16 protein-coding genes are annotated in these 23,703 nt (G+C 59.9%); 3 read left to right on the forward strand and 13 right to left on the reverse strand.

Going from position 1 to position 23,703, the window contains the following annotated elements; translation table 11 throughout:
* Nucleotides 1-46: 46 nt before the first annotated feature.
* The 7 genes from rffG to trxA all read right to left on the reverse strand — a co-directional run bounded on the left by rffG (nucleotide 47) and on the right by trxA (nucleotide 8,039).
* On the reverse strand, nucleotides 47-1,120 hold the full coding sequence (gene rffG, locus EKL15_RS21850; RefSeq protein ID WP_183907057.1) for a dTDP-glucose 4,6-dehydratase: 1,074 nt from the start codon (nucleotides 1,118-1,120) through the stop codon (nucleotides 47-49).
* A complete protein-coding gene (gene wecC / locus EKL15_RS21855; protein ID WP_060441219.1) occupies nucleotides 1,111-2,373 on the reverse strand; it encodes a UDP-N-acetyl-D-mannosamine dehydrogenase in 1,263 nt (420 codons plus the stop codon). The genes rffG and wecC overlap by 10 nt, the downstream gene beginning before the upstream one ends.
* Nucleotides 2,370-3,500, reverse strand: a complete 1,131-nt coding sequence (wecB, locus tag EKL15_RS21860; protein ID WP_060424231.1) for a non-hydrolyzing UDP-N-acetylglucosamine 2-epimerase — start codon at nucleotides 3,498-3,500, stop codon at nucleotides 2,370-2,372. Before wecB ends, wecC begins: the two co-directional genes overlap by 4 nt.
* 85 nt (nucleotides 3,501-3,585) lie before the next feature.
* A complete protein-coding gene (wzzE, locus tag EKL15_RS21865) occupies nucleotides 3,586-4,638 on the reverse strand; it encodes an ECA polysaccharide chain length modulation protein (RefSeq protein WP_029988858.1) in 1,053 nt (350 codons plus the stop codon).
* A gap of 20 nt (nucleotides 4,639-4,658) precedes the next feature.
* Nucleotides 4,659-5,756: a UDP-N-acetylglucosamine--undecaprenyl-phosphate N-acetylglucosaminephosphotransferase gene (wecA, locus tag EKL15_RS21870; RefSeq protein ID WP_004934192.1), complete on the reverse strand. Its 1,098-nt coding sequence runs from the start codon at nucleotides 5,754-5,756 to the stop codon at nucleotides 4,659-4,661.
* Between the two features lie 296 nt (nucleotides 5,757-6,052).
* A complete protein-coding gene (gene rho / locus EKL15_RS21875; protein ID WP_004934188.1) occupies nucleotides 6,053-7,312 on the reverse strand; it encodes a transcription termination factor Rho in 1,260 nt (419 codons plus the stop codon).
* Between the two features lie 400 nt (nucleotides 7,313-7,712).
* Nucleotides 7,713-8,039 carry a thioredoxin TrxA gene (gene trxA, locus EKL15_RS21880; protein WP_004934187.1) on the reverse strand — a complete coding sequence of 109 codons (327 nt, stop codon included), beginning with the start codon at nucleotides 8,037-8,039 and terminating at the stop codon, nucleotides 7,713-7,715.
* A gap of 131 nt (nucleotides 8,040-8,170) precedes the next feature.
* On the opposite strand from trxA, the gene rhlB reads away from it, so the two are divergent.
* Both rhlB and ppx read left to right on the forward strand, forming a co-directional pair.
* Entirely contained in the window at nucleotides 8,171-9,457 is a 1,287-nt protein-coding gene (rhlB, locus tag EKL15_RS21885; protein WP_060424233.1) for an ATP-dependent RNA helicase RhlB, read from the forward strand.
* Between the two features lie 5 nt (nucleotides 9,458-9,462).
* Entirely contained in the window at nucleotides 9,463-10,959 is a 1,497-nt protein-coding gene (ppx, locus tag EKL15_RS21890; RefSeq protein ID WP_047729463.1) for an exopolyphosphatase, read from the forward strand.
* 178 nt (nucleotides 10,960-11,137) lie between these two features.
* On the opposite strand, the gene rep is transcribed toward ppx, so the two are convergent.
* Nucleotides 11,138-13,162 (reverse strand): DNA helicase Rep, encoded by a 2,025-nt coding sequence (gene rep, locus EKL15_RS21895; RefSeq protein WP_004934177.1) that lies wholly within the window; start codon nucleotides 13,160-13,162, stop codon nucleotides 11,138-11,140.
* A 109-nt stretch (nucleotides 13,163-13,271) separates the two neighbouring features.
* Here rep and ppiC point away from each other — a divergent pair, with 109 nt between their 5' ends.
* Complete coding sequence (gene ppiC / locus EKL15_RS21900; RefSeq protein WP_004934175.1) at nucleotides 13,272-13,553, forward strand: peptidylprolyl isomerase PpiC; 282 nt, start codon at nucleotides 13,272-13,274, stop codon at nucleotides 13,551-13,553.
* A 25-nt stretch (nucleotides 13,554-13,578) separates the two neighbouring features.
* Here the strand turns inward: ppiC and EKL15_RS21905 are convergent, their stop codons facing one another.
* From EKL15_RS21905 to bcsZ, 5 genes are all read right to left on the reverse strand, one after another.
* Entirely contained in the window at nucleotides 13,579-15,081 is a 1,503-nt protein-coding gene (locus tag EKL15_RS21905) for a pitrilysin family protein (RefSeq protein ID WP_060424235.1), read from the reverse strand.
* A 260-nt stretch (nucleotides 15,082-15,341) separates the two neighbouring features.
* A complete protein-coding gene (locus tag EKL15_RS21910; RefSeq protein ID WP_126180510.1) occupies nucleotides 15,342-16,628 on the reverse strand; it encodes a dicarboxylate/amino acid:cation symporter in 1,287 nt (428 codons plus the stop codon).
* 272 nt (nucleotides 16,629-16,900) lie between these two features.
* Nucleotides 16,901-18,907 (reverse strand): biofilm formation regulator HmsP, encoded by a 2,007-nt coding sequence (hmsP, locus tag EKL15_RS21915; protein WP_206190303.1) that lies wholly within the window; start codon nucleotides 18,905-18,907, stop codon nucleotides 16,901-16,903.
* Between the two features lie 228 nt (nucleotides 18,908-19,135).
* Nucleotides 19,136-22,609 carry a cellulose synthase complex outer membrane protein BcsC gene (bcsC, locus tag EKL15_RS21920; protein WP_203090382.1) on the reverse strand — a complete coding sequence of 1,158 codons (3,474 nt, stop codon included), beginning with the start codon at nucleotides 22,607-22,609 and terminating at the stop codon, nucleotides 19,136-19,138.
* Complete coding sequence (bcsZ, locus tag EKL15_RS21925; RefSeq protein WP_203090384.1) at nucleotides 22,591-23,703, reverse strand: cellulose synthase complex periplasmic endoglucanase BcsZ; 1,113 nt, start codon at nucleotides 23,701-23,703, stop codon at nucleotides 22,591-22,593. The genes bcsC and bcsZ overlap by 19 nt, the downstream gene beginning before the upstream one ends.

The raw sequence follows: 23,703 nt of genomic DNA on the forward strand, positions 1-23,703 counted from the left end.
TTACTCCAAAACCCACCGCGCCGGCGCAAAGCGGCGCGGCGTTAAATTAATCTGACAGCCCCAAACGCTCACCGGCATAAGAACCGTCTTGCACCCGGCGCCACCAGGTTTCGTTAGCCAGATACCAGGCCACCGTCTTGCGAATGCCGCTTTCGAAGGTTTCCTGCGGCCGCCAGCCCAACTCACGATCGATTTTGCCGGCGTCGATGGCATAACGCATATCGTGGCCCGGGCGATCTTTCACGTAAGTGATCAGATCGCGGTAGTTCGCCACGCCCTGCGGCTTGTTCGGTGCCAGTTCTTCCAGCAGATCGCAAATGGTCTGCACCACTTCGATATTCTTGCGCTCGTTATGGCCACCGATATTGTAAGTTTCGCCCACCACACCTTCGGTCACGACCTGATACAGCGCGCGCGCGTGATCTTCGACATACAGCCAGTCACGCACCTGCGCGCCGTTGCCGTAAACCGGCAGCGGTTTGCCGGCCACCGCATTCAGGATCACCAGCGGGATCAGCTTCTCCGGGAAGTGATAAGGGCCATAGTTATTCGAACAGTTGGTCACGAGAGTCGGCAAACCGTAGGTGCGCAACCAGGCACGCACCAGATGATCGCTCGACGCCTTGGAGGCGGAATACGGACTGCTCGGCGCATACGGCGTGGTTTCGGTAAACAGATCGTCGGTACCGTGCAGGTCACCGTACACTTCATCGGTGGAGATATGATGGAAACGGAAAGACTGCTTCTTCTCCGCCGCCAACGGCTGCCAGTAATGGCGCGCCGCTTCCAGCATAGTGTAAGTGCCAACCACGTTGGTCTCGATAAAGGCCGCCGGGCCGTCGATAGAGCGATCGACGTGGCTTTCCGCCGCCAGGTGCATCACCACGTCCGGCTGATACTGGGCAAATACCCGATCCAGCTCGGCGCGATCGCAGATGTCGACCTGCTCGAAAGCATAGCGCTCGCTATCAGCCACCACCGCCAAAGACTCGAGGTTACCGGCATAGGTCAGCTTATCCACCACCACCACGCTATCGCCGGTGGCCTCAATGATGTGCCGCACGACTGCGGAGCCAATGAAACCGGCACCACCGGTAACTAAAATACGTTTCAACGCCATACTCCTTTGGTATCAACAACCCATGTTTGTTTTACATCTTCCGGCCGGATGGCCTTGAACTGCTGGTGATCGACCAACATCACGATCACATCGGCCTGCTGCAACGCCTCAGCGATTGGCGTCAACGTCACATGGCCCGCCAGCGACTTCGGCAGCTGTTCGACGTTCGGTTCCACCGCCAGCGTTTCGCCGACGTGCCATTCGGCAATCAGATGTGCGACCTCGACCGCCGGGCTTTCACGCAGATCGTCGATATTCGGCTTGAAGGCCAGGCCGAAGCAGGCAATTTTGACCTCGGACGCGCGCTTGTCGGTGGCGGCCAGGCAATCGGCCACCGCCGCTTTCACACGGTCGACCACCCACAGCGGTTTACCATCGTTCACCAGGCGAGCGGTGTGGATCAGGCGCGCCTGCTGCGGGTTCTGCGCCACGATAAACCACGGATCGACGGCGATGCAGTGACCGCCGACGCCCGGCCCCGGCTGCAGAATATTCACCCGCGGATGGCGGTTCGCCAGGCGGATCAGTTCCCAGACGTTGATCCCCTGTTCGGCGCAGATCAACGACAATTCATTGGCAAAGGCGATATTCACGTCGCGGAAGCTGTTTTCCGTCAGCTTGCACATCTCGGCAGTGCGCGAGTTGGTGATCACGCATTCGCCCTCGAGGAAAATCTTGTACAGCGCGCTGGCACGTTCCGAGCACTTCGGCGTCATGCCACCGATCACGCGGTCGTTTTGAATCAGTTCCACCATGACCTGCCCCGGCAGCACGCGCTCCGGGCAGTAGGCGATATTAACGTCCGCCGCTTCGCCCGCTTGTTGCGGGAAGCTGAGATCGCTGCGCGCCTGCGCCAGCCATTCCGCCATCTGTTCGGTGGCACCCACCGGCGAGGTGGACTCAAGGATCACCAGATCGCCCTTTTTCAGCACCGGCGCCAGCGATTTCGCCGCCGCTTCGACATAGGCCAGATCCGGCTCGTGATCGCCCTTGAACGGCGTAGGCACCGCGATCAGGAACGCATCGGCCGCCAGCGGTTTGGTCACCGCCTGCAGGAAACCACCGTCGACGGCGTCCTTGACCACTTTGTCCAGATCCGGCTCGACGATGTGGATCGCACCGCGGTTAATGGTATCTACTGCATGTTGGTTAACATCTACACCCACCACTTTTTTCTTGCGGGAAGCGAACGCCGCCGCCGTTGGCAAGCCGATATAACCCAGGCCGATAACCGAAATAGTGTCAAAACTCATAGTGTCACCTGATGATTCTTTAAAGCTTCGAGGATACGCTGGCAGGCATGCCCGTCACCGTATGGGTTGTGCGCCCGACTCATCGCGTGATATTCGCTTTCGTCCGTCAACAGCCGGGTCACCGCTTCAACAATTTTGGCTACATCGGTACCGACCAGGCGTACCGTGCCCGCATCTATCGCTTCCGGGCGTTCGGTGGTGTCGCGCATCACCAGCACCGGTTTGCCTAACGATGGCGCCTCTTCCTGAATACCGCCGGAATCGGTCAGGATCATATAGGCCTGAGTCATCAAATAGACAAACGGCAGATAATCCTGCGGCTCGATCAGCATGACGTTGTCGATGCCTTTCAAGATGCGATTCACCGGCTCACTGACGTTCGGATTGAGATGCACCGGATACACTACCTGCACTTCCGGGTGGTTGCGGGCAATCTCCGCCAGCGCGCTGCAAATTCGCTCAAAGCCGCCGCCAAAACTTTCGCGGCGATGGCCGGTGACCAGAATCAGTTTCTTGTCGGCGTCGAGGAACGGGTAACGCTGCGCCAGGCCAGCCTGCAGCGCGGCATCGCTCATCACACGGTCGCGCACCCAGAACAACGCATCAATCACCGTATTGCCGGTCACGAAAATACGGTTGTCCGGCAGCAGCTCACGCAGCAGATTTTGGCGCGAGTTTTCGGTTGGCGCAAAATGGTACATCGCCAGATGGCCGGTCAGTTTGCGGTTGGCCTCTTCCGGCCAGGGAGAATACAGATTGCCGGTGCGCAGCCCGGCTTCGACATGCCCGACGGGGATGCGTTGATAGAACGCCGCCAGACTGGTCGCCAGCGTGGTGGTGGTATCGCCATGCACCAGCACCACGTCCGGTTTGAAGTCTTCCAGCACCCCTTTCAGCCCTTCCAGGATGCGGCAGGTGATTTCCGTCAGCCCCTGACCGGGTTTCATGATGTTCAGGTCGTAATCCGGCGTAATCTCAAACAACCGCAATACCTGATCCAACATCTCACGATGCTGTGCCGTTACGCAGACTCTTGCGTCAAAGGCCTCATCCTGGGCCAGTGCATGTACCAGCGGCGCCATTTTAATGGCTTCCGGCCTGGTGCCGAAAACAGTCAACACTTTCACAGCGAATCTCTTTTGGTCGGTTAATCGCAGGCCCCGCCTGCGAATGGGGCGCTCACGCGCCCTGCATCAGATTATTATATTATTTTTAACTACGCGGCCGACGCGCCAAGGCAACACCCGCGCCAACCAAAGCGCCCATCGCACCCCACAGAATCAGCCAGAAGACCCGGCGTGGGCTGTCGCGTTTTACCGGCTCTTCCGGCGTACGCAAATAGCGATAGGTCTGGAACTTCTCATCCAACGTTGGGCCAACGTTCAGCGTCGCCAGCATCGCGCGGTTCTGATCGTAATCCAGGTCATAGGTCGGGCCGGAAGCCTGCAGGCCTTCCAGACGCGCCTGCAGCATTGGCCGGCCCAGCAGGAACAGATCCGAATCCGGCAGTTGCTCGGCCGGGGTGTCAGTTTGCGTGCGGCTTATCCCCTGGCTCTCGGCGATTTTCAGCGCCTGCTGCGTGGTGTTCAGCTCACGCTTGTAAACCGACTCCGCCACCGCTTCCTGACGTTTGACCTGCGCCTTCATCGAGGTGGTGCGGGCGGCCCACGCCCCCTGGATCTCTTCGTTCAGGTGCAGGGCTGCGCGGTGGCTGGCGAAGGCCACGTATTGACGCAGCAGGCGGTTGGCGTCGGCGGCGGTTTCCGCCGTCAGCTTCACGCCGTCGTTCGGCACTTTCTTGTCGTCGCGCGGCGTGAACAGGATGTTGTTGATCAGTTCGTCGAGCAACGCCGCATCGGCGCGGGCATCCCCTTCCTGACGCTGCTTGTAGTAATCGCTCTGCAGCCAGAAATCGCGACGCGTATCGTAAGCCGCCAGCTGCATGATGAACTCATTGTACGCTTCATCCGCGATGCTCGGCTGATCGCCGGCCGTCGCCGGCAGCGTGCGCACGTCCAGATTACGCAGGAACTGCTGCTGCGAGTAGTAACCGCCCAGCGCATTCACCGTCGGTCTGTCGGTGATGGCGGTCGCGCTCCACTCTTGCTTAACCAGATAAGAGACGATCAGCGCGACCGCCGCGAACAGCACCGCAATGCCGATAATCCACGGTTTGCCGCGCCACAGGGTGCAGCACAGGCCGCGGATATCGAGTTCGTTATCCACCGCCGGGGTATGCTTGTCAGACGTTGTTTCTGGATTCATCACAGCCAAAAAGCCTCTGGTTAAGATACTTGCTTGTTATCGCTCGAACGCCGCAGGCGACGCTTGATGCGCTTAATGTACCGCGCAACCCGCCAGGCGCGCTTGATGCAGTAACCGTACAGGAAGAAAGCAAGCAAGAATAATGCCAACATAACCCACTCTGGGATAAAAGTCAGGCGTTCGCCGATCACGCCAACCGCCGCCAGCAATGCGGCCGCCAGGGTGATCAACACGAAAGCCTGCCGCGGCGTAAAGCCGGCGCGCATGATCAGGTGGTGAATATGTTGACGATCGGGAGAGAAGGGGCTCATCCCCTTGCGTAAACGACGATACATGATTGCTATCATGTCCATCAGCGGAATAGCGATGATCCACAGCGCGGTCACCGGGTTAATCGAGTGTGCCTTTCCCTGCGAGCTTTGCAGCAGCAGCCAAATGGCGGTAAAGCCGATCAGGGTACTGCCGGCGTCCCCCATGAACACCTTATAACGGCGGCCAAGGATGCCGAGGTTGAGCAAAATATAGGGAACGATGGTGGCAATCATCGCAAAGCACCAGAACGCCAGCTCATGATGGCCGCTCAGGTACAGCAACAGGCCCAGCGCGCCGAAGGAGACGCACGACAAGCCCCCCAGCAGGCCATCGATGCCGTCGACCATGTTGAAGGCGTTGATCGCCGCCCATACCGCGAACAGCGTCACCAGATAGCCGAACGGCCCCAGCAGCATCTCCCAGTCGCCCAGCACATGGCCGAAGCTGCGCAGATAGAGGCCCGCGAACACCATCATGGCGATGCCGACCAACGCCTGCACCAGGGCGCGGATTTTAACGCTGATGTCGAAACGATCGTCGAGCGCGCCCACAAACACCAGAATGCCGGCGCAGGTAAGATAAAGCTTGGCGTGCGCGATAGGTTGTTCAGAAATCCAAAACGCGAAGCACAGCCCGGCATAAACGGAAATACCGCCGACCAGCGGAATCAGCCCCTGATGGCGTTTGCGATAATTGGGTTTATCTACCAGACCAATACGTTTTGCCGCCTTGCGGGCAACAAAGAGAAAAGCCAAAGAAAACAGGAAAACAAATAGAATTTCAGTACTCATAGTGAGTAAGTTCACAGTTAACAGATCTCTGTAGAAGATAAGGCAGCTTACCACGGGCAATAGCTTGTGCCATCGGCCCCCGCCACCTTTCGGTCATTTCCTATGACAACGGTGATTCATGCCTATTTTCTTCGCTTCGGCTGACAAAACGACAGCAGCAAAGCCGACCGGCGAGAAACCGACCGACAAACAAGATGAATTCTCAATAAGTCGAGGAAACAACTTACTTTTCCATTACTGCTACTTATCGTATCCGCCAAAAGCGAAAAACGCCACGACTAGGCGTGGCGTTCAGCGAATTTTTTAACGAATTATGAGCGTTTCATCATATCAAAGAATTCATCGTTGGTTTTAGTCATCGCCAACTTATTAATGAGGAACTCCATCGCGTCAATCTCACCCATCGGATGGATGATTTTGCGCAGGATCCACATTTTTTGCAGCTCTTCGGAGGTGGTGAGCAGCTCTTCTTTACGGGTACCGGAGCGGTTGTAATCGATCGCAGGGAATACGCGTTTCTCGGCGATTTTACGCGCCAGATGCAATTCCATGTTGCCGGTACCTTTAAATTCTTCGTAGATCACTTCGTCCATCTTCGAACCGGTATCAACCAGCGCGGTCGCGATGATGGTCAGGCTGCCGCCCTCTTCCACGTTACGTGCCGCACCGAAGAAACGCTTCGGACGATGCAGGGCGTTGGCATCCACACCACCGGTCAGCACCTTGCCTGAGGCCGGTACCACGGTGTTGTAGGCACGCGCCAGACGAGTGATGGAGTCGAGCAGAATGATCACGTCTTTTTTGTGTTCAACCAGGCGCTTGGCCTTCTCGATCACCATTTCGGCCACTTGCACGTGACGCGAAGCCGGTTCGTCGAAGGTCGATGCGATCACTTCGCCTTTCACCAGACGCTGCATCTCGGTCACTTCTTCCGGACGTTCGTCGATCAGCAGCACCATCAGCACGCAGTCAGGGTGATTGTAGGCGATGCTCTGCGCAATGTTCTGCAGCAGCATGGTTTTACCGGCTTTCGGCGGTGCCACGATCAGGCCACGCTGGCCGCGGCCAATCGGCGCCGCCAGATCCAGTACGCGCGCCGTCAGGTCTTCGGTCGAACCGTTGCCGCGCTCCATCCGCAGACGGGAATTGGCGTGCAGCGGGGTCAAGTTCTCGAACAGGATCTTGCTGCGGGCGTTTTCCGGCTTGTCGTAGTTGACCTCGTTGACTTTCAACAGGGCAAAATAGCGCTCGCCTTCTTTTGGCGGACGAATCTTACCGGAAATGGTGTCACCTGTGCGGAGGTTGAAGCGGCGGATTTGGCTAGGGGATACATAGATGTCGTCGGGACCGGCGAGGTAGGAACTGTCTCCAGAGCGGAGGAAACCGAATCCATCCTGCAATATCTCGAGCACGCCGTCGCCGAAGATATCTTCTCCGCTTTTCGCATGTTGCTTCAGAATGGAGAAGATAATGTCCTGCTTGCGCATGCGGGCAAGGTTTTCCAGCCCCATATTTTCGCCGAGAGTAATCAGCTCAGAAACCGGCGTATTCTTTAATTCGGTAAGATTCATAGTGGTGGGTTCTTAAACTCGGGGTATGTCTCGAACTTGTATCGTGAATGGTATGGCAGCGAGATGCGTGCCTGTTTACTGGACGTTCGATCACCGGGCGCAGAGCCGTCGCGGTAAGAAATGGCTTACATCGGGCGCACGCATTGACGGTTGAAGATCGAAGGTACCTTAAAAATGATTTTTGCAAAACCGTTTGATTGCCAAAACACGGGCTGAGTTCAGTTTACTTTCAACGCCAGTGGTTCGACACAGAGTATAGCTTTAGATTCAAACTCTTTAGATTTAAAACTTCGGGCAAGTTCTATATGCAGTGTGGTTAAACTTAACACGCTTCTTGGCAGGCGTCTAGCGGTGAATTGAACATCACCGCCAGGCGCCTGATACTGGGCTTCCCGCCCGATTACAGATTCGCGTTCAGGAAATCTTTGAGCTGACCTTTGGACAACGCGCCAACCTTGGTCGCGGCCACTTCACCGTTCTTGAACAGCAACAGCGTAGGGATACCACGGATACCGTACTTAGGCGCGGTAGCCGGGTTCTGATCGATATTCAGCTTGGTGATGGTCAGTTTGCCTTCGAACTCTTCGGCAATCTCATCCAGAATCGGAGCAATCATCTTGCACGGCCCACACCATTCAGCCCAGAAATCGACCAGGATCGGCCCTTCCGCTTTCAGCACATCGGCTTCGAAGCTGCTGTCAGTCAGGTGAATAATTTTATCGCTCATGTTCTACTCCACAGGATTATGTCTACCTTGTTGGTGTAGCATTAACCAACTCAAGGTGATTTTATTGCACCGCGTTTATTTCAACGGATGTGCTTTCGTAAAGCAATAGTTAGCTGATATTCTACCACACTATGAGCAAAACACACTTGACCGAACAGAAGTTTTCCGACTTCGCCCTGCACCCGTTAGTCCTTGAAGCCCTTGAGAAAAAAGGGTTTCACAATTGCACGCCCATCCAGGCGTTAGCATTGCCGCTCACGCTCTCCGGGCGTGACGTTGCAGGTCAGGCGCAAACCGGTACCGGAAAGACGCTGGCGTTTTTGGCGTCTACTTTTCACTATTTGCTGACTCACCCGGCGAAACAGGATCGCCAGACCAATCAGCCGCGCGCCTTGATCATGGCGCCTACGCGTGAACTGGCGGTGCAAATCCACTCCGATGCAGAAGCGCTCTCCCAGAGCACCGGCCTGAAACTGGGCCTGGCCTACGGCGGCGACGGCTACGACAAACAGCTGAAAGTGCTGGAAAGCGGCGTGGACATTCTGATTGGCACCACCGGCCGTTTAATCGATTACACCAAACAGAACTATGTCGATCTCGGCGCGATGCAGGTCGTCGTGCTGGATGAAGCCGATCGCATGTACGATCTCGGCTTTATCAAAGACATCCGTTGGCTGTTCCGCCGTATGCCTACGGCCGATCAACGCCTGAACATGCTGTTCTCCGCCACCCTGTCCTATCGCGTACGCGAACTGGCCTTCGAGCAGATGAACAACGCCGAATATGTTGAAGTGGAACCGGAACAGAAAACCGGCCACCGCATTAAAGAAGAGCTGTTCTACCCGTCCAACGAAGAAAAAATGCGCCTGCTGCAGACGCTGATTGAAGAAGAGTGGCCGGATCGCGCCATCATCTTCGCCAACACCAAGCACCGCTGCGAAGACATCTGGGGCCATCTGGCCGCCGACGGTCACCGCGTCGGCCTGCTGACCGGTGACGTGGCGCAGAAAAAACGCCTGCGTATCCTCGACGACTTCACCAAAGGCAACCTCGATATCCTGGTCGCCACCGACGTCGCCGCGCGCGGTCTGCACATCCCTTCCGTCACGCACGTTTTCAACTACGATCTGCCTGACGACTGCGAAGACTACGTGCACCGCATCGGCCGTACCGGCCGCGCAGGCGCCAGCGGCCACTCCATCAGCCTGGCGTGTGAAGAGTACGCGCTCAACCTGCCGGCGATCGAGACCTATATCGACCACAGCATTCCGGTGAGCAAGTACAACAGCGATGCGCTGCTGACCGATTTGCCGGCGCCGAAGCGCCTGTCGCGTCCGCGCGGCGGCAACGGCCCACGTCGCAACTCCGCGCCTCGTCGCGGCGGCGCGCCGCGCAGCAACCGTAAACGTTCGAGCTGATCGCCATGCTCAGTTCCAGCACGCTTTATGCTGCCATCGATCTCGGCTCCAACAGCTTCCACATGTTGGTGGTGCGCGAGGTGGCCGGCAGCATTCAGACTCTGGCGCGGATCAAGCGCAAGGTGCGCCTGGCGGCCGGGCTGGATCAGAACAATCACCTGTCGCATGAGGCCATGCAACGCGGCTGGCAGTGCCTGAGGCTGTTCTCCGAACGCCTGCAGGACATTCCGCGCGAGCAGATCCGCGTCGTCGCCACCGCCACGCTGCGCCTGGCGTCCAACGCCGATGAGTTTCTGCAGGTCGCCGAGCAAATCCTCGGCTGCCCGGTGCAGGTGATCAGCGGCGAAGAAGAAGCGCGGCTGATTTATCACGGCGTTGCGCACACCACCGGCGGGCCGGATCGGCGGCTGGTCGTCGACATCGGCGGCGGCAGCACCGAACTGGTCACCGGCACCGGCGCACAGGCATCGCAGCTGTATAGCCTGTCGATGGGCTGCGTCACCTGGCTGGAGCGCTACTTCAGCGATCGCAACCTTGGGCAAGAAAACTTCGAGCGCGCCGAACAGGCCGCGCGCGAAATGGTGCGGCCGATCGCACCGCAGCTGCGCCAGCAAGGTTGGCAGATCTGCGTCGGCGCTTCCGGCACCGTGCAGGCGCTGCAGGAGATCATGGTGGCGCAAGGCATGGATGAACGCATCACCCTGCCCAAGCTGCGCCAGCTGAAACAGCGCGCCATTCAGTGCGGCAAGCTGGAAGAGCTGGAGATCGAAGGGTTGACGTTGGAGCGCGCGCTGGTGTTCCCGAGCGGCCTGTCCATTCTGTTGGCCATCTTCCAGGAGCTGGGCATCGAGAGCATGATGCTGGCCGGCGGGGCCCTGCGTGAAGGCCTGGTTTACGGCATGCTGCATCTGCCGGTGGAGCAGGATATTCGCATCCGCACCATCCGCAACCTGCAGCGTCGCTACCTGATCGACACCGAGCAGGCCGAACGCGTCAGCCAACTCGCCGCCAACTTCTCGCAGCAGGTCGCCAACGAGTGGCAGCTGGATGCGCGATGTCGCGAGCTGTTGCACAGCGCCAGCCTGATCCACGAACTCGGCCTCAGCGTCGATTTCAAGCAGGCGCCGCAACACGCCGCTTACCTGATCCGCCACCTGGACTTACCCGGCTTTACCCCGGCGCAGAAAAAACTGCTGGCCACCCTGCTGCAAAACCAGAGCAACACCCTCGACCTGTCGCTGTTGAACCAGCAAAACGCCCTGCCGCCGCGCACTGCGCAGCGTCTGTGCCGCATTTTGCGCCTGGCGATCATCTTCGCCAGCCGCCGCCGCGATGACACGCTGCCGGCGGTGCGGTTACGCGCCAATCAGGACGACGAACTGACGGTGATCTTGCCGCCGGGTTGGCTGGAACAGCATCCGCTGCGCGCCGAGGCGCTGGAGCAGGAAAGCCACTGGCAGAGCTACGTCCATTGGACGCTGCGGTTGGAAGAACAGCGTTGAAATGACCAGGGCGCGATGAGCGCCTGAAGGTTAATGGCAAACCTGATGACATTGCCAGGTTTACAGAAGACAGCATATAAAAAATAAGGAAAATCAATTCATTGATTTTCGGCTGATAACCTCAAAGGAGGAAAAACCACGTTTTTTCCTCCTTTGTCAGTAATCTAGCCCTGTCTTTTTAATTCCCGCCTTTGGCCTTGGCCAGCTGGGCGCGGATATTGGCCAGATGGCTTTGCCCCTTCTGCATCCGCTCCTGCGGGCTCACCACTTTGCGCTCGGTTTCCCACGCCAAATCGTCCTGCGGCAGTTCCAGCAGGAAGCGGCTCGGCTCCGGCCGCACCAGTTCGCCGTACTGACGGCGCTCGCGGCACAGGGTGAAGATCAGCTCTTTTTGCGCGCGGGTGATCCCCACATAGGCCAGACGCCGCTCTTCATCTACATTGTCTTCATCGATGCTGCTCTGGTGCGGTAGCAGGCCCTCTTCCATGCCCACCAGGAATACGTAGGGGAACTCCAGCCCTTTGGAAGCGTGCAGCGTCATCAGCTGTACCTGATCCAGCTCTTCTTCGCTTTCACCGCGCTCCATCATGTCGCGCAGGGTGAAGCGCGTCACCACCTGGGTCAGCGTCATCGGCTCGTCCAGATCGTTGCCTTCCAGCATCTCGGTCATCCAGCCGAACAGCGTGTTGACGTTCTTCATCCGCATTTCGGCGGCCTTCGGGCTGGTCGAGGTTTCAAACAGCCAGCTTTCATAATCCACGCCGCGGATCAGATCGCGCACCGCCGCCACCGGCTCACGCTCCGCCTGTTGGGCGATGCCGCCCAGCCAGTGGGTAAAGCGCTGCAACGATTCCAGCCCGCGCCCGGTCAAGTGCTGGCTCAGCCCCAGATCGAAACTGGCGTGGAATAAACTCTTGTTGCGCTGGTTGGCCCATTCGCCGAGCTTCTGCAGCGTCGCCGGGCCGATCTCGCGCTTGGGGGTATTGACGATGCGCAGGAAGGCGCTGTCGTCCTCCGGGTTGGTCAGCACGCGCAGGTAGGCCAGCAGATCCTTGATCTCGGGGCGCGAGAAGAACGACGTGCCGCCGGAAATCTTGTACGGGATGCGGTTCTGCATCAGCATCTTTTCAAACACCCGCGACTGGTGGTTGCCGCGGTACAGGATCGCATAGTCGCCGTAGTTGGTCTTTTTCACGAAGTGGTGGGCGATCAGCTCCCCCACCACCCGCTCGGCTTCGTGATCCTCGTTGTTGGCAGTCACCACTTTCAGCTCTTCACCATACCCCAGCTCGGAAAACAGCCGTTTTTCAAACACGTGCGGGTTATTGGCGATCAGAATGTTGGCCGCCTTCAGAATACGCTCGCTGGAACGGTAGTTTTGCTCCAGCTTGATCACCTGCAGCGCCGGGAAATCTTCCTTCAGCAGCACCAGGTTCTGCGGCCGCGCGCCGCGCCAGGAGTAGATCGACTGGTCGTCGTCACCCACCACGGTAAAGCGCGCGCGGTTGCCCACCAGCAGCTTAACCAGCTCGTACTGGCTGGTGTTGGTATCCTGGTACTCATCCACCAGCAGATAGCGAATACGCTGCTGCCAACGTTCGCGCACCTCTTCGTTGCGTTGCAACAATAGCGTCGGCAACAGGATCAGGTCATCGAAGTCCAGCACGTTGCACGCCCGCATATGGGCGTGGTACAGGCCGTAGCAGTGGGCGAACAGCTTGTCGCGCTCCGAGCGCGCCAGCTCCGCCGCCCGCTGGGGATCGATCAGGTCGTTTTTCCAGTTGGAGATGGTCGAGATCAGCTGCGCCACCAGCGTTTTGTCGCTTTCCAGCCACTTTTCGGTCAGCTCTTTCAACAGCGCCAGCTGATCCTGGTCATCGAACAGCGAGAAGTTGGACTTCATCCCCAACGCCACGTATTCCCGTTTGATGATCTCCAGCCCCAGGGTATGGAAGGTGGAAATCATCAGCCCGCGCGCCTCTTTACGCCCCAGGGTTTGCGACACGCGCTCTTTCATCTCGCGTGCGGCCTTGTTGGTAAAGGTCACGGCGGCGATGTGCCGCGCCTGGTAGCCACAGTGGTGGATCAGATGGGCTATCTTGTTGGTGATAACGCGCGTCTTGCCGGAACCGGCACCGGCCAACACCAGGCAGGGCCCGGTAACGAATTCGACGGCTTGTTGTTGGCTGGGGTTTAATCGCATGGTGCTGGCTTGCTCGACTGTAAAACGTGGAAGGGAATTGTAGCAGAAAGCGCCGATGAGATTTAGCGGGTATAATCAGCGCAATTTTCGCATCGACAAAGGCATTACCATGGCAAAAACGGCGTGCGCCCTGCACATTCTGGTAGACAATGAAAAGCTGGCCAACGAGCTGCTGGCCAAGCTGAAGCGCGGCGTCAGCTTCGACACGCTGGCGCGCAAATACTCGAGCTGCCCGTCAAAACGCAACGGCGGCTCGCTGGGCGAATTCAACAAGGGCGCGATGGTGCCGGCGTTCGATAAAGCGGTGTTCAGCATCCCGCTGCTCAAACCTTATGGCCCGGTCAAAACCCAGTTCGGTTACCACATCATCAAGGTGCTGTACCGCAACTGAGGGGGCCTGAGCCCCCTGCAGTGCATTACTGCGCGCCGGCGTCCGTCGCCGGCGCAGCCACCGCGGTGTCGGCCGGTTTGGCTTCTTCCGTCACCACCGCCGGCGCCGGCATCATGATGCCGTCATAGGTTTCCTGCAGCTGCTTCATGCTCATTTCCGGCTCGCCCTTCGGCTGCATCAGCACCAGCGTCGCCTCCTGAGAAAGCTGCAGCTTCAGCGCCTGATTCAGCGTCTCCAGCGTCAGGCTGGACAGGAACTCCTGACGCAGCTTCTGATACAGCTCCGGCGCGATATCCACCACCCCGCTCTGCTGCGAACGCAGGCGCTGGCTCATCAGCACGTCGGTATCGGTACGGGCATAGGTCGCGAACAGCTTGCTCAGCTGATCGTTTTTCTGCGCCAGCAGCGCATCGAATTCCTCTTTGGACAGGCCGTTGTCACGCACGTTGGCCAGCTCGCGGGCGATAAAGCCCAGGCTGCCGTTCAGGTTGTTGTTCGGCGTATCCAGATGGATGGCGCACTGCCCGCGCTGGTACTGCACGCGGCAGTCAAAGCCCAGATGCAGGTTCTTCTGGTCGCTTTTTTCCAGCGTCTGCTGTAGATGCCAGAACAGCGCCTCGCGGGCAAGATCGCCACGCCAGTAGCGGAGCAGACTCTGCGAATCGCGAATCGGATGCCACGGCGAATCCCACATGATAGACAGCGTATCCTGCTTCACCTGCTCGCTGATCAGGCTTACCGGCTGCTGCGGCAGCGGAGTGAGCGTCGGCATCGGGGCCGGGGTTTCACGTTTGCCCTGCAGCGGCGAGAACGCCTTGTTGATCTGTTCGCCCAGGCTGCGGCTGTCCACCTTACCGACCACGAACAGCGTCATGGCGTCCGGGGTATACCACTGTTGATAGAATTTCTTCAGCTGCTCGAGATTGACCGGCCGTTTCGCCGGCTGCGCCGGATCGTGCGCCAGCAGCGTCGAGCCTTTCAGGCGGTAACGCCACCAGGCATCTTTGGTATTGGGCGGGAAAGTGCCGACCGGATTGATGCTGGAATTCATCACCGCGTGCACCGTATGCTCGTCGATCGCCAGTTTGCCGGTGGTGTCCGCCAGCCAGGCCAGCGCTTCCTTCAGCAGATCGGGCCGGTTGTTCGGCAGGCTGAGGTTATACATGGTGAAATCATACGAGATGATAGCCGGCGGCAGCGGCCGCTCGTTATCCACGCTCTGTTGCCACAGGGCGCGCAGCTGCGGCGCGGTAAAGCTTTCGCTGCGCGCCAACGCCAGCCGCGGCAGCAGATGGGCGAAGCCGGTCTGCTGCGAAGACTCCACCAAGGAGCCGGTATTGACGATCAACCGCAGCTCCACGCGGTCGCTTGGCCGCTGCGGCGTATCGAGAATCTGCCATGAAAACCCGTTGGCCAGCGACCCCTGCTGCCAGGCAGGATCGGGTTGTAGTGCTTCAGCCTGCACACTGCTACTGGCGGCAGCCAATAGCAGCCCACCAACTATAAGATGAATTCTGGTGCCCTGCATGTGAACCCCTACTTAATGACTATCCAATTTCTTATGCAAATGCGTGTATTCCATTCAATGGAATCATAAAAATACGCCCTGAGTTTCACAGTGGGGCGGAAAGCAGAAAGTGTACCATCGTGTTAGACCGCGCGCCTTTGCGGATGTCACTCATTAGAGTGAAAAATAATAGATAGCGGGGTTTTTAATGCAAGAAATCGTTACGAGGCAGGAGTTGTACCTCACCGGCTGCGGCTGCGGCCGGTGAGGTGCCGCCAATATCAGGCGGAAGGCAGCGTTTTGTCCGCGCCGGCGTTTTTATTGTTCAGCGTGTCTTTCAGCTGTTTCTCATCCAATTGATCGCACCACTTCGCCACCACCACGGTCGCCACCCCGTTGCCCACCAGGTTGGTCAGCGCGCGGGCTTCCGACATGAAGCGGTCGATGCCGAGGATCAGCGCCAGACCGGCCAACGGCAGATGGCCGACGGCGGAGATGGTGGCGGCCAGCACGATAAAGCCGCTGCCGGTCACGCCCGCCGCCCCTTTGGAGGAGAGCAACAGCACCACCAGCAGGGTAACCTGATGCATGATGTCCATGTGGGCATTGGTCGCCTGCGCGATAAACACCGCGGCCATGGTCAGGTAGATAGACGTGCCGTCCAGGTTAAAGGAGTACCCGGTCGGGATCACCAGGCCCACCACCGACTTCTTGCAGCCCAGCTTCTCCATTTTATCCAGCATGCGCGGCAGCGCGGACTCGGACGACGAGGTCCCCAGCACGATCAGCAGCTCTTCTTTGATGTAGTTGACGAATTTGAAGATGCTGAAGCCGTTGGCGCGGGCGATGCTGCCCAGTACCACCACCACGAACAGGATACAGGTAATGTAGAAGCACACGATCAGCTGGCCGAGTTGCACCAGGGTGCCGACGCCGTATTTACCGATGGTGAACGCCATGGCGCCGAAGGCCCCCAGCGGCGCCAGGCGCATGATCATGTTGATGATGCCGAAAATCACCCGCGAGAAGCTGTCGATCACGTTGAAAATCAGCTGCCCTTTCTCGCCCAGACGATGCAGGGCGAAGCCGAACAGCACCGCGAACAGCAGCACCTGCAGAATGTTGCCGCTGGCGAACGCGCCGATCACGCTGCCGGGAATGATATCCAGCAGGAACGGAATGATGCCCTGCTGCTGTGCCTGCTCGGCGTAGACCGCTACCGCTTTGGCGTCCAGCGTGCCGGGATCGACGTTCATGCCGGCGCCCGGTTGCACCAGGTTGACGATCACCAGGCCGATAATCAGCGCGATGGTGCTGACGATTTCAAAATACAGCAGCGCGATGGCGCCGGTGCGGCCCACCGCCTTCATGCTTTCCATGCCGGCGATGCCGGTCACCACGGTGCAGAAGATCACCGGGGCGATAATCATCTTGATCAGTTTGACGAAGCCATCGCCCAGAGGTTTCATCTCGGCGCCGAGGTCAGGATAGAAATGGCCAAGCAGGATACCCAGCGTGATCGCCGTCAGCACCTGAAAATAGAGGCTCTTAAAGATCGTTGTTTTCATATGAACATCCTATGGGGGGAAGACACGCACCAGGCAGCAGTCTAAAAATCCAGCCTGTTCATTGCTTGCGCGGAAAATAACACCCACTTAACAACATGGAAATAATTTGTTGCACCCACCCCGCGGAGTTGATGTGAATTTAAGAGCTGAAACGCGTCAGTCTGGATGCAAAACTGAAAATTGCGTAAGCCTTTGTTTGCACTAACGCAAAAGAGGTAGGTGGGGAGTAGCGATTTTCGGACGGGGAAAAGTACCGGAAAAGTAGACGGCGCTCATGGCGCCGCGCGGCAAAACTCGGCTTCGAACGCTTCGCGCGGCAGCGGCCGGGCGAACAGGAACCCTTGCCCGCTGCGAATGCCGTGCTGCAGCAGCCAATCGCGCTGCTCGGCGTTTTCCACGCCTTCGGCCATCACCGGCAACGCCAGTACTTCGGAGATCGAACTGACGATGCGCACCATTGCATCGTCGGCCGGCAGCCCCTGAATGAAGCTGCGGTCGATTTTAATCAAGTCAATCGGCAGGGATTTCAAACGGTTCAGGTATTCAAGGCTGGAGTAACCCATGCCGAAGTCGTCCAGCGCGATCGACAGTCCCAGATCGTGCAGCTCACGCAGCAGCGCCAGCGCGCGGTCGAGATCGTCGATGCGTACCGTCTCGGTGATCTCCAGCAGCAGCTTGCGCGGGTCGATCCGATACTGCGCCAACAAATTTTTCAGATGCGGAACGAACGCCTCGTCCTGCATCTGAATACCGGAAACGTTGACCGCCAGCGGCAGCTCAATGCCGCGTTGCTGCCAGTCCGCCAGGATACGGCAAGACTCTTCCAGCACCCAGTTGCCGAGGGGCACGATCACGCCCAGCTCTTCCGCGAGCGGGATAACGTCGGCCGGCAGGGTATAGCTGCCGTCATATTGCTGCCAACGCAGCAGCGCTTCGGCGCCGATCACCGCGTTGGACTGCATGTCGATCTGCGGTTGCAGGAACAGCGTGAAATGCCGCTGCTCGATGGCGTGCAAAATCTCGCTCTCCTGCGTCAGCCGCTTCTGCGTGCGTTCCGTCAGGCTGGGTTCGAAGAACAGGATCTGATTTTTACCTTCGCGGTGCGCGGACATCATCGCCGAGGTGGCGCTGCGCAGCAGCTGTTCCGCACTTTCCCCCTGATTGAGGTAGTGCGCGATGCCGATGCTGGCGTTGGGCCGCAGCGCCAGCCCTTCCAGCGTCAACGGCGCGTTAATCTCCGCCATGATGCGCCGCGCCAACTGCATGGCGTGGAACGGCCGCTCGGTGCCTTTGGCCAGGATGGCGAATTCGGTATTGCTCAGCTGCGCCAGCACGCCGTTTTCGTCGATGCAGCCGCGCAGCTTCTTCGCCAGCGCCAACAGCAACGCTTCGCGCATCGCCGGGCTCATCACGCCCGAGGCCTCATGCAGCGTCTCGATGCCGATCACCAGCAGGTTAAAACGCTCGGGGCGCAGGCTGGAAGCGATATGCTGTTCCAGCAACGCGTTCAGCAACGCCGGATTCGGCAATTCGGTCACCGGATGGCGGGTGCTGAGACGGCTCATGTCGGCATGTGCCTTGGCCAGCGTCTGTTGATTGCGGTTGTAGTTGCGCACCAGCAGGCCGAGCTCGTCGTCCTGGTGCAGTGCCGGCAGCATCAGTTGGTGATAGGGCGCTTCGTCCTGCGAGATGTTTTCCAGCTCCTTGGCCATCGCGCGCAGCGGATGCACCATCAGCCGGTTCATGCACCAGGTGATAGCCACCGACAGGATCAGCGCCAGCAGCAGGTAGGTCGATAGCATGGTCGACAAAATGCTGAGGATAAACTGGTACATGCGGAACGAATCGGCCTGCAGCACCAGATAGGCCAGCGGCTGCTGGTTGGCCGGCACCCGCTCCAGCGAATAGAGCGGTACGGAAATTTGGATCGGCAGTTCAAATAGCCGGGCGATCAGCGTCGGCACCGGCCTCTCTGGCGGGAAATTGGCGTGCAGCGCCTGAAACTCGTTCGGCAAGACGATATCCGCCCGGCTCAGAATGCCGACCGGCAACAGCGTGTTCAGCACCTTTTTGGCTTCCGGCACGTCCATACGCAGCACCGCTTCCGCCAGCGGCTGACGCACGGAGTGAGCGATATTCTCCAGTTGCTGGGCGTAGTCATCCCTGCGCTGCTGCACAAAGTGGAATAACTGGATCACGATAAAGATACAGATCGTGACCAGCGCCACGCCGGACACTGTCGCCATCTGCTTAATCGTTAACGAACGCCTGACCCGCAAACCTGCTCTCCGTGAAATCGGGCTGAAACAAAAAGGGAGCTGACTCTCACCCGCCCCCTCGAACCGGGCTGAGTATACTCGATCATCGGCTGTTTTTATCTGGCTATGCCGCAGGCAAAACCAAGAAAATCGCGGGTTTCAGTCTTTTCCTAAAGCGAACAAACGCGACCCGGACACAGGGTAACAAAACTCCCCGGTGTCCGACACTCCGAATCTTCCTCCTCCCGGTTACTTGAAATCGGCGTAAGGCGTCAACGGCTGCGGCGGCAAATCGAGATCCCCCTGCCAGCCGGCCAGGGAATAACGCAGATAAATCAACGCGTGGCTCGGCGTATAGTCCTTCGCCTGCTGAATGTCGATGCCGGCGCCGAGCGTCCAGTGCGAGCTGAGACGGCGCTCGACGATCGCCCGCAGGGTATAACCGACGCCGCTCGAGGCGCTACCGTCCTCGACGGCGAACTTATCGGGCAGTGAATCCGGGATCAACCCCTGCAGCGGATAGCGGCGCTGGCTGTCGGTTTTCGAATGGGACAGCGACACTGAACCGCCCAGCTCCCACGACCAGTTCTCGGTGCGCTGGCGATAGTTGACCGGCAGCGATAGCGACATATATTGCTGCGGGCTGTAATAGCCGCCCTGCCCCAGCGAATAACCGCTCAAATCCTTCTGATAGTGCCACAGCATGGTATTGAGCCCGACGCTCAGGCGGCGATTGTCTTCGTTGATCAGCTTGTAGTAGTAGCCGGCCATCAACCGCTGCCGCTGGTTGTCCGCCACGTTCTTGCCGGTAATCTGGTGCGCGCTGAGATCGGCCCACACGCCGTTCGCCTCGCCGCGATCGTAGCTGGCGCTCAGACTGACGCCGGTGGCGCGCACGCCACCCCAGGTGGTGCCGGTATTTGGGTCTTTGGCGCCGCCGAACGCCAGCAACGAGCTGGAGATCGGCCGCCGCGAGGCCGCCAGCGTCCAACCGATGTGGTTCCAGTCGCCGCTGTAGGCCAGGCCGCCGGTCCAGTCGACCACCTCAAAGCCCATCGGCGTCGTGCCGATATCGGCGGCCCAGCGGTCGTTTTTCCAGCCGGCCGCCACGCTGGTTCCGGTGGTTTTCTGGTGTTCATCGCCGCGGCACCCTTGCGTATTGCAGGTGCCGAAGGTCTCGTAGTATTTGCCGCTGCCGTCGGTCGAGAAGCGGCCGGCATCCAGCTGCACGGTGTCGGTGCGCAAGAAGGCGCGCCCGTCATACAGCGGCATGTCCACCTGCAGCATGGTGTCGTGCGCGTTGAAGTCGGAAATGCCGCCGGTGCCGCTCGAGCGCCAGTAATCGTGATCGAGCGTGACGTTCACGTCTTGCTGCCGATACAGATCCGCGGCGTCGGAACGGATGCCGCGTTTCAACCAGTCGTCGCTCGGGTTATTGCGCGTCAAATAGGTGTAGCTGTCATTGTCCTGCGGCAGCGTCGGCGTGATGCCGCCGGCCACCATCGCCTGGCGGTAATCCTGCTGCGCCCGCTCCGGCTGCCGCTGCGCCCGTTCCAGACGGGCGGCGTCGCGGTAGATCAGCGCTTTGGTTTGTCCTACGGGCTCCGAGGCCGCCGCCGTTTTCAGCCGGTTGAAGAGCGCTTCGGCCTGCTGCGGATCGCCGACCGCACTCCAGGCGTTGGCCACCCGCCGTTGGCTGTTGAGCGAAGCGTCTTGCGGCTGCGGTTCGGTTTTCAGCCGCTGGCGCGCCGCGTCCAAATCCCCTTGCGCGACATAGGCTTCGATCTCGCCCAATTGCGCATCCGGGTTGTTCGGTTCGCGCCGTTTCACCCGCTGATAATCCTCCAGCGCCGCCGCATACTCCCCGCGCGCCAGCGCCCAGTCGGCCAGCAGTAAATCGATGCGGGTGTCCGCCGGCTGCCGGCGCAGATAGGCTTCCGCCGCCGGTTCGTCGCCGGCCACCCGCAGCCGTTCGGCCTGCGCGATCACCGCCTGCATTTTCAGCCGCTGCGCCAGTTCGCGCATGTTGTCGTTCCACTGCGCCACAGGCAGCGTATTGAGCTGCGCCAGCGCCTGGTCGTCGCGATCGCTGCCGGAAAGGTAGAGCGCATAGGCATAGGCCAACTGCGGATTGGCGCGCTGACGCTGCGCCAGCTGCCGGAACAGAGCGTCCGCCTGCTGCGGCTGCCCGGCCTGACGCAGCGCCTGCGCGTAGCGATAGGTCAGCCAAACATCGTCGGGATCCATCGGCTGAGCGCGGCGATAGATTTCCGCCGCCTGCTGCCACTGCTGCTGCGCCGCCAGCGCCTCCGCCTGCTGTTTCAACATATCGAGCCGCAGCCCGTCGAGGGTGCTGCGCAGCTTGGCCTGTTGGCTGCGCGGCAGGCCGTTGAGGTAGGCCAGCGCTTTTTCCGGCGACTGCCGTTGATAGAGATTCACCAGGCCGCGCAGCGCGCTGCCGTTGCCGGGATCGCGCCGCAGCGCCTGCTGATAAAATCCTTCCGCCGCGGCGTCATCCTTGCTCGCCACCGCCACATCGCCCAGCCCGATAAACGCGTCGCCGTCGCTGTCGTCGAGCTGGCGCGCCTGCTGGTATTTCTGCCTGGCCAGCGCAAGATTGCCGGCTTTCAGCGCCTTGTCGCCTTCGTCGACCGCCAGCCAGTAGCTGGTGCTCTTGATCAGGCTTTGCCACTTGCCGCTGTCGTAGCCGTTCTTGTCGGCGGCCAACGCCTGGCGGAACAGTTTCAGCGCCTGCGGGCGGTTGCCGGCGCGCGAATAGGCCTGGCCGAGCGCACCCAGCACCTCGGCGTCGTTCGGCGTCGCCGCCAGCGCCTTTTGCAACTCCGGAATGGCCGCCCGGCTACCGCCTTTATCCACCTGTGCCAGGCCGCGTACCCGCGCCTGATACGCCGGATCGGCCAACAGTTTCTGCTGTCTGGCCAGCTCTTCGCGGGCGCTGGTCGCCTGATCGCCGGTGTCGAACACGCCGAGGAAGCGGTTGAGCGCCGCCACGCTTTGCGCGCTGACCGGCATCGCTTTGACCTTGTCCAGCCACAGATCGGCGGCATCGCCGCGCCCGGCCGGATCGGCGGCGATCTTCTGCAGCAGCTCATAGGCCTGCGCGTCCTGGTTCTGACTGAACAGCATGCGCGCCAGCGACATACGCAGCGCCACGTTGCCGGAATATTGCTGATCCAGCGCCTGCAGCTGCTTCAACGCCTTCGCCTCCTGCCCCGGCAAACGCGCCACCAGTCGCCAATATTCCACCGCCAGATCGAGCGTCGGCGGCTCGCCGTGGAACAGCGCATCGTACTGCGCCTTGGCCTCCGGCAACCGACCGGCAGTCGCCATCAGGCGTGCCTGCTGCAGCTTTTGCCGGGTTTCCGGCTGCGTCAGCAGCATGTTCATTTGCGCCTGGCGATAGGCGCTGGACTGCGGCGCGAGGGTTTTCAGCTTGTCCAACTGCTGCTGCGCCAGCGCCATGTTGCCCTGCCGCAGCGCCAAACGCATGCGCGCGGCGATCACGTCCGGGTTGTTCGGATCCATCAGCTCGAGCCGGTACAGCGACTGGCGCACCAGATCGTCCTTGTTGCCGGCCTCGCCAATACGCACCTGCTCCAGCAGCCACTGCTCCGGGGCCACGGCCTCCGCGGCGCGTGCCTGTGGCAACATCGCCAGGCTCAGCGGAATCAAATTCAGCCAGTTTATTTTGAAGTTGTGCATTGGCCGTCCCACGAGGGTTGCAATTCACCCTGACGATTAAAGCGATAACGTTGTTGATCCCACCCCTGACCGAACAGCGTCAGCGAGGCGCTGAAATAGGCGTCGTCACCCGGCGGATGTTCGCTGATGCGTTGCCGCTGTGTCGTCAGCGCCTCGGCCTGCGTCGCCAACATCGGCAGCATCGAGGCAGAAAAGCCGACCGGGCCGGTGCCGGTGGTTTTGCCGCTGGCGGTATCAGTTTTTTCCGGCGGCACGCCCTGTTTGGCGGTGAGCTGCGCCATCGGCTGGAAGCGTTCGAGTAGCGCCGCCTTGTGCTCATCGTCGTCCGCCAGCATGCCGGCCCACAGATAAACCCGAATGGCGTCGTAGCTGCCGACGTTCGGCTTGACGGTATCCGGCTGCCAGCCGGCACCGACCCGCCACACCACCCAGTCCGGTGAGAAGCCGTGCGGCGCGGTGTCCAGCCACAGCCGCTGATTGACCTGGCGCATCGCGCGCCACGGGCCTTTCAGCGCCGCAAAACGCGCCAGCAGCTGCGGCGGCAGGTAGCTGGGGTTCAGCCGCCAGCGATCTTCCGCCACGAACCCGACTTTGCCCGGCAACAGCATCAGGCCCAGGCCGGGAATGTCGGCCACTTCCTCACGGCCGATGCGTTGCAGCAGCAGCGTCCCCAGGGTTTGATAACGCCGGCTTTTCCACAGGCGGCCGGCTTCGAGCAGGTTGTAAGCTATCCACAGATCGGCATCCGACGCTGAGTTGGCGTCCAGCACCTTCCACTGCTTGTCGTCGCTCTCGCCCCACAGCCAGGCGGGCAAACGGGCGCTGAGATCGCCCGCCGCCAGGTTGTTCTCCGTCCAGGCCAGCAGCCGATCGAAGGTCGGCCGGTCGTTGGCCACCAGGGCGAAGAACAGGCCGTAACTCTGTCCCTCTGAGGTGGTGATTTTGTTCGGGCTGCTCGGATCGATCACCCGCCCCTGCGGGCTGATGTAGTACTGCTTGTACTGTTGCCAGCCCGGCCACTCGCAGGCCGCCGCCGCGCTGAACGCGCACAGCAGCAGCATGCCGAGCGACAGGCGTTGCAGCATCGCGCTCAC

The organism is Serratia sp. 4542 (genome assembly GCF_016805595.1).
In the GTDB taxonomy this organism is placed as follows: Bacteria; Pseudomonadota; Gammaproteobacteria; order Enterobacterales; family Enterobacteriaceae; genus Serratia; species Serratia nevei.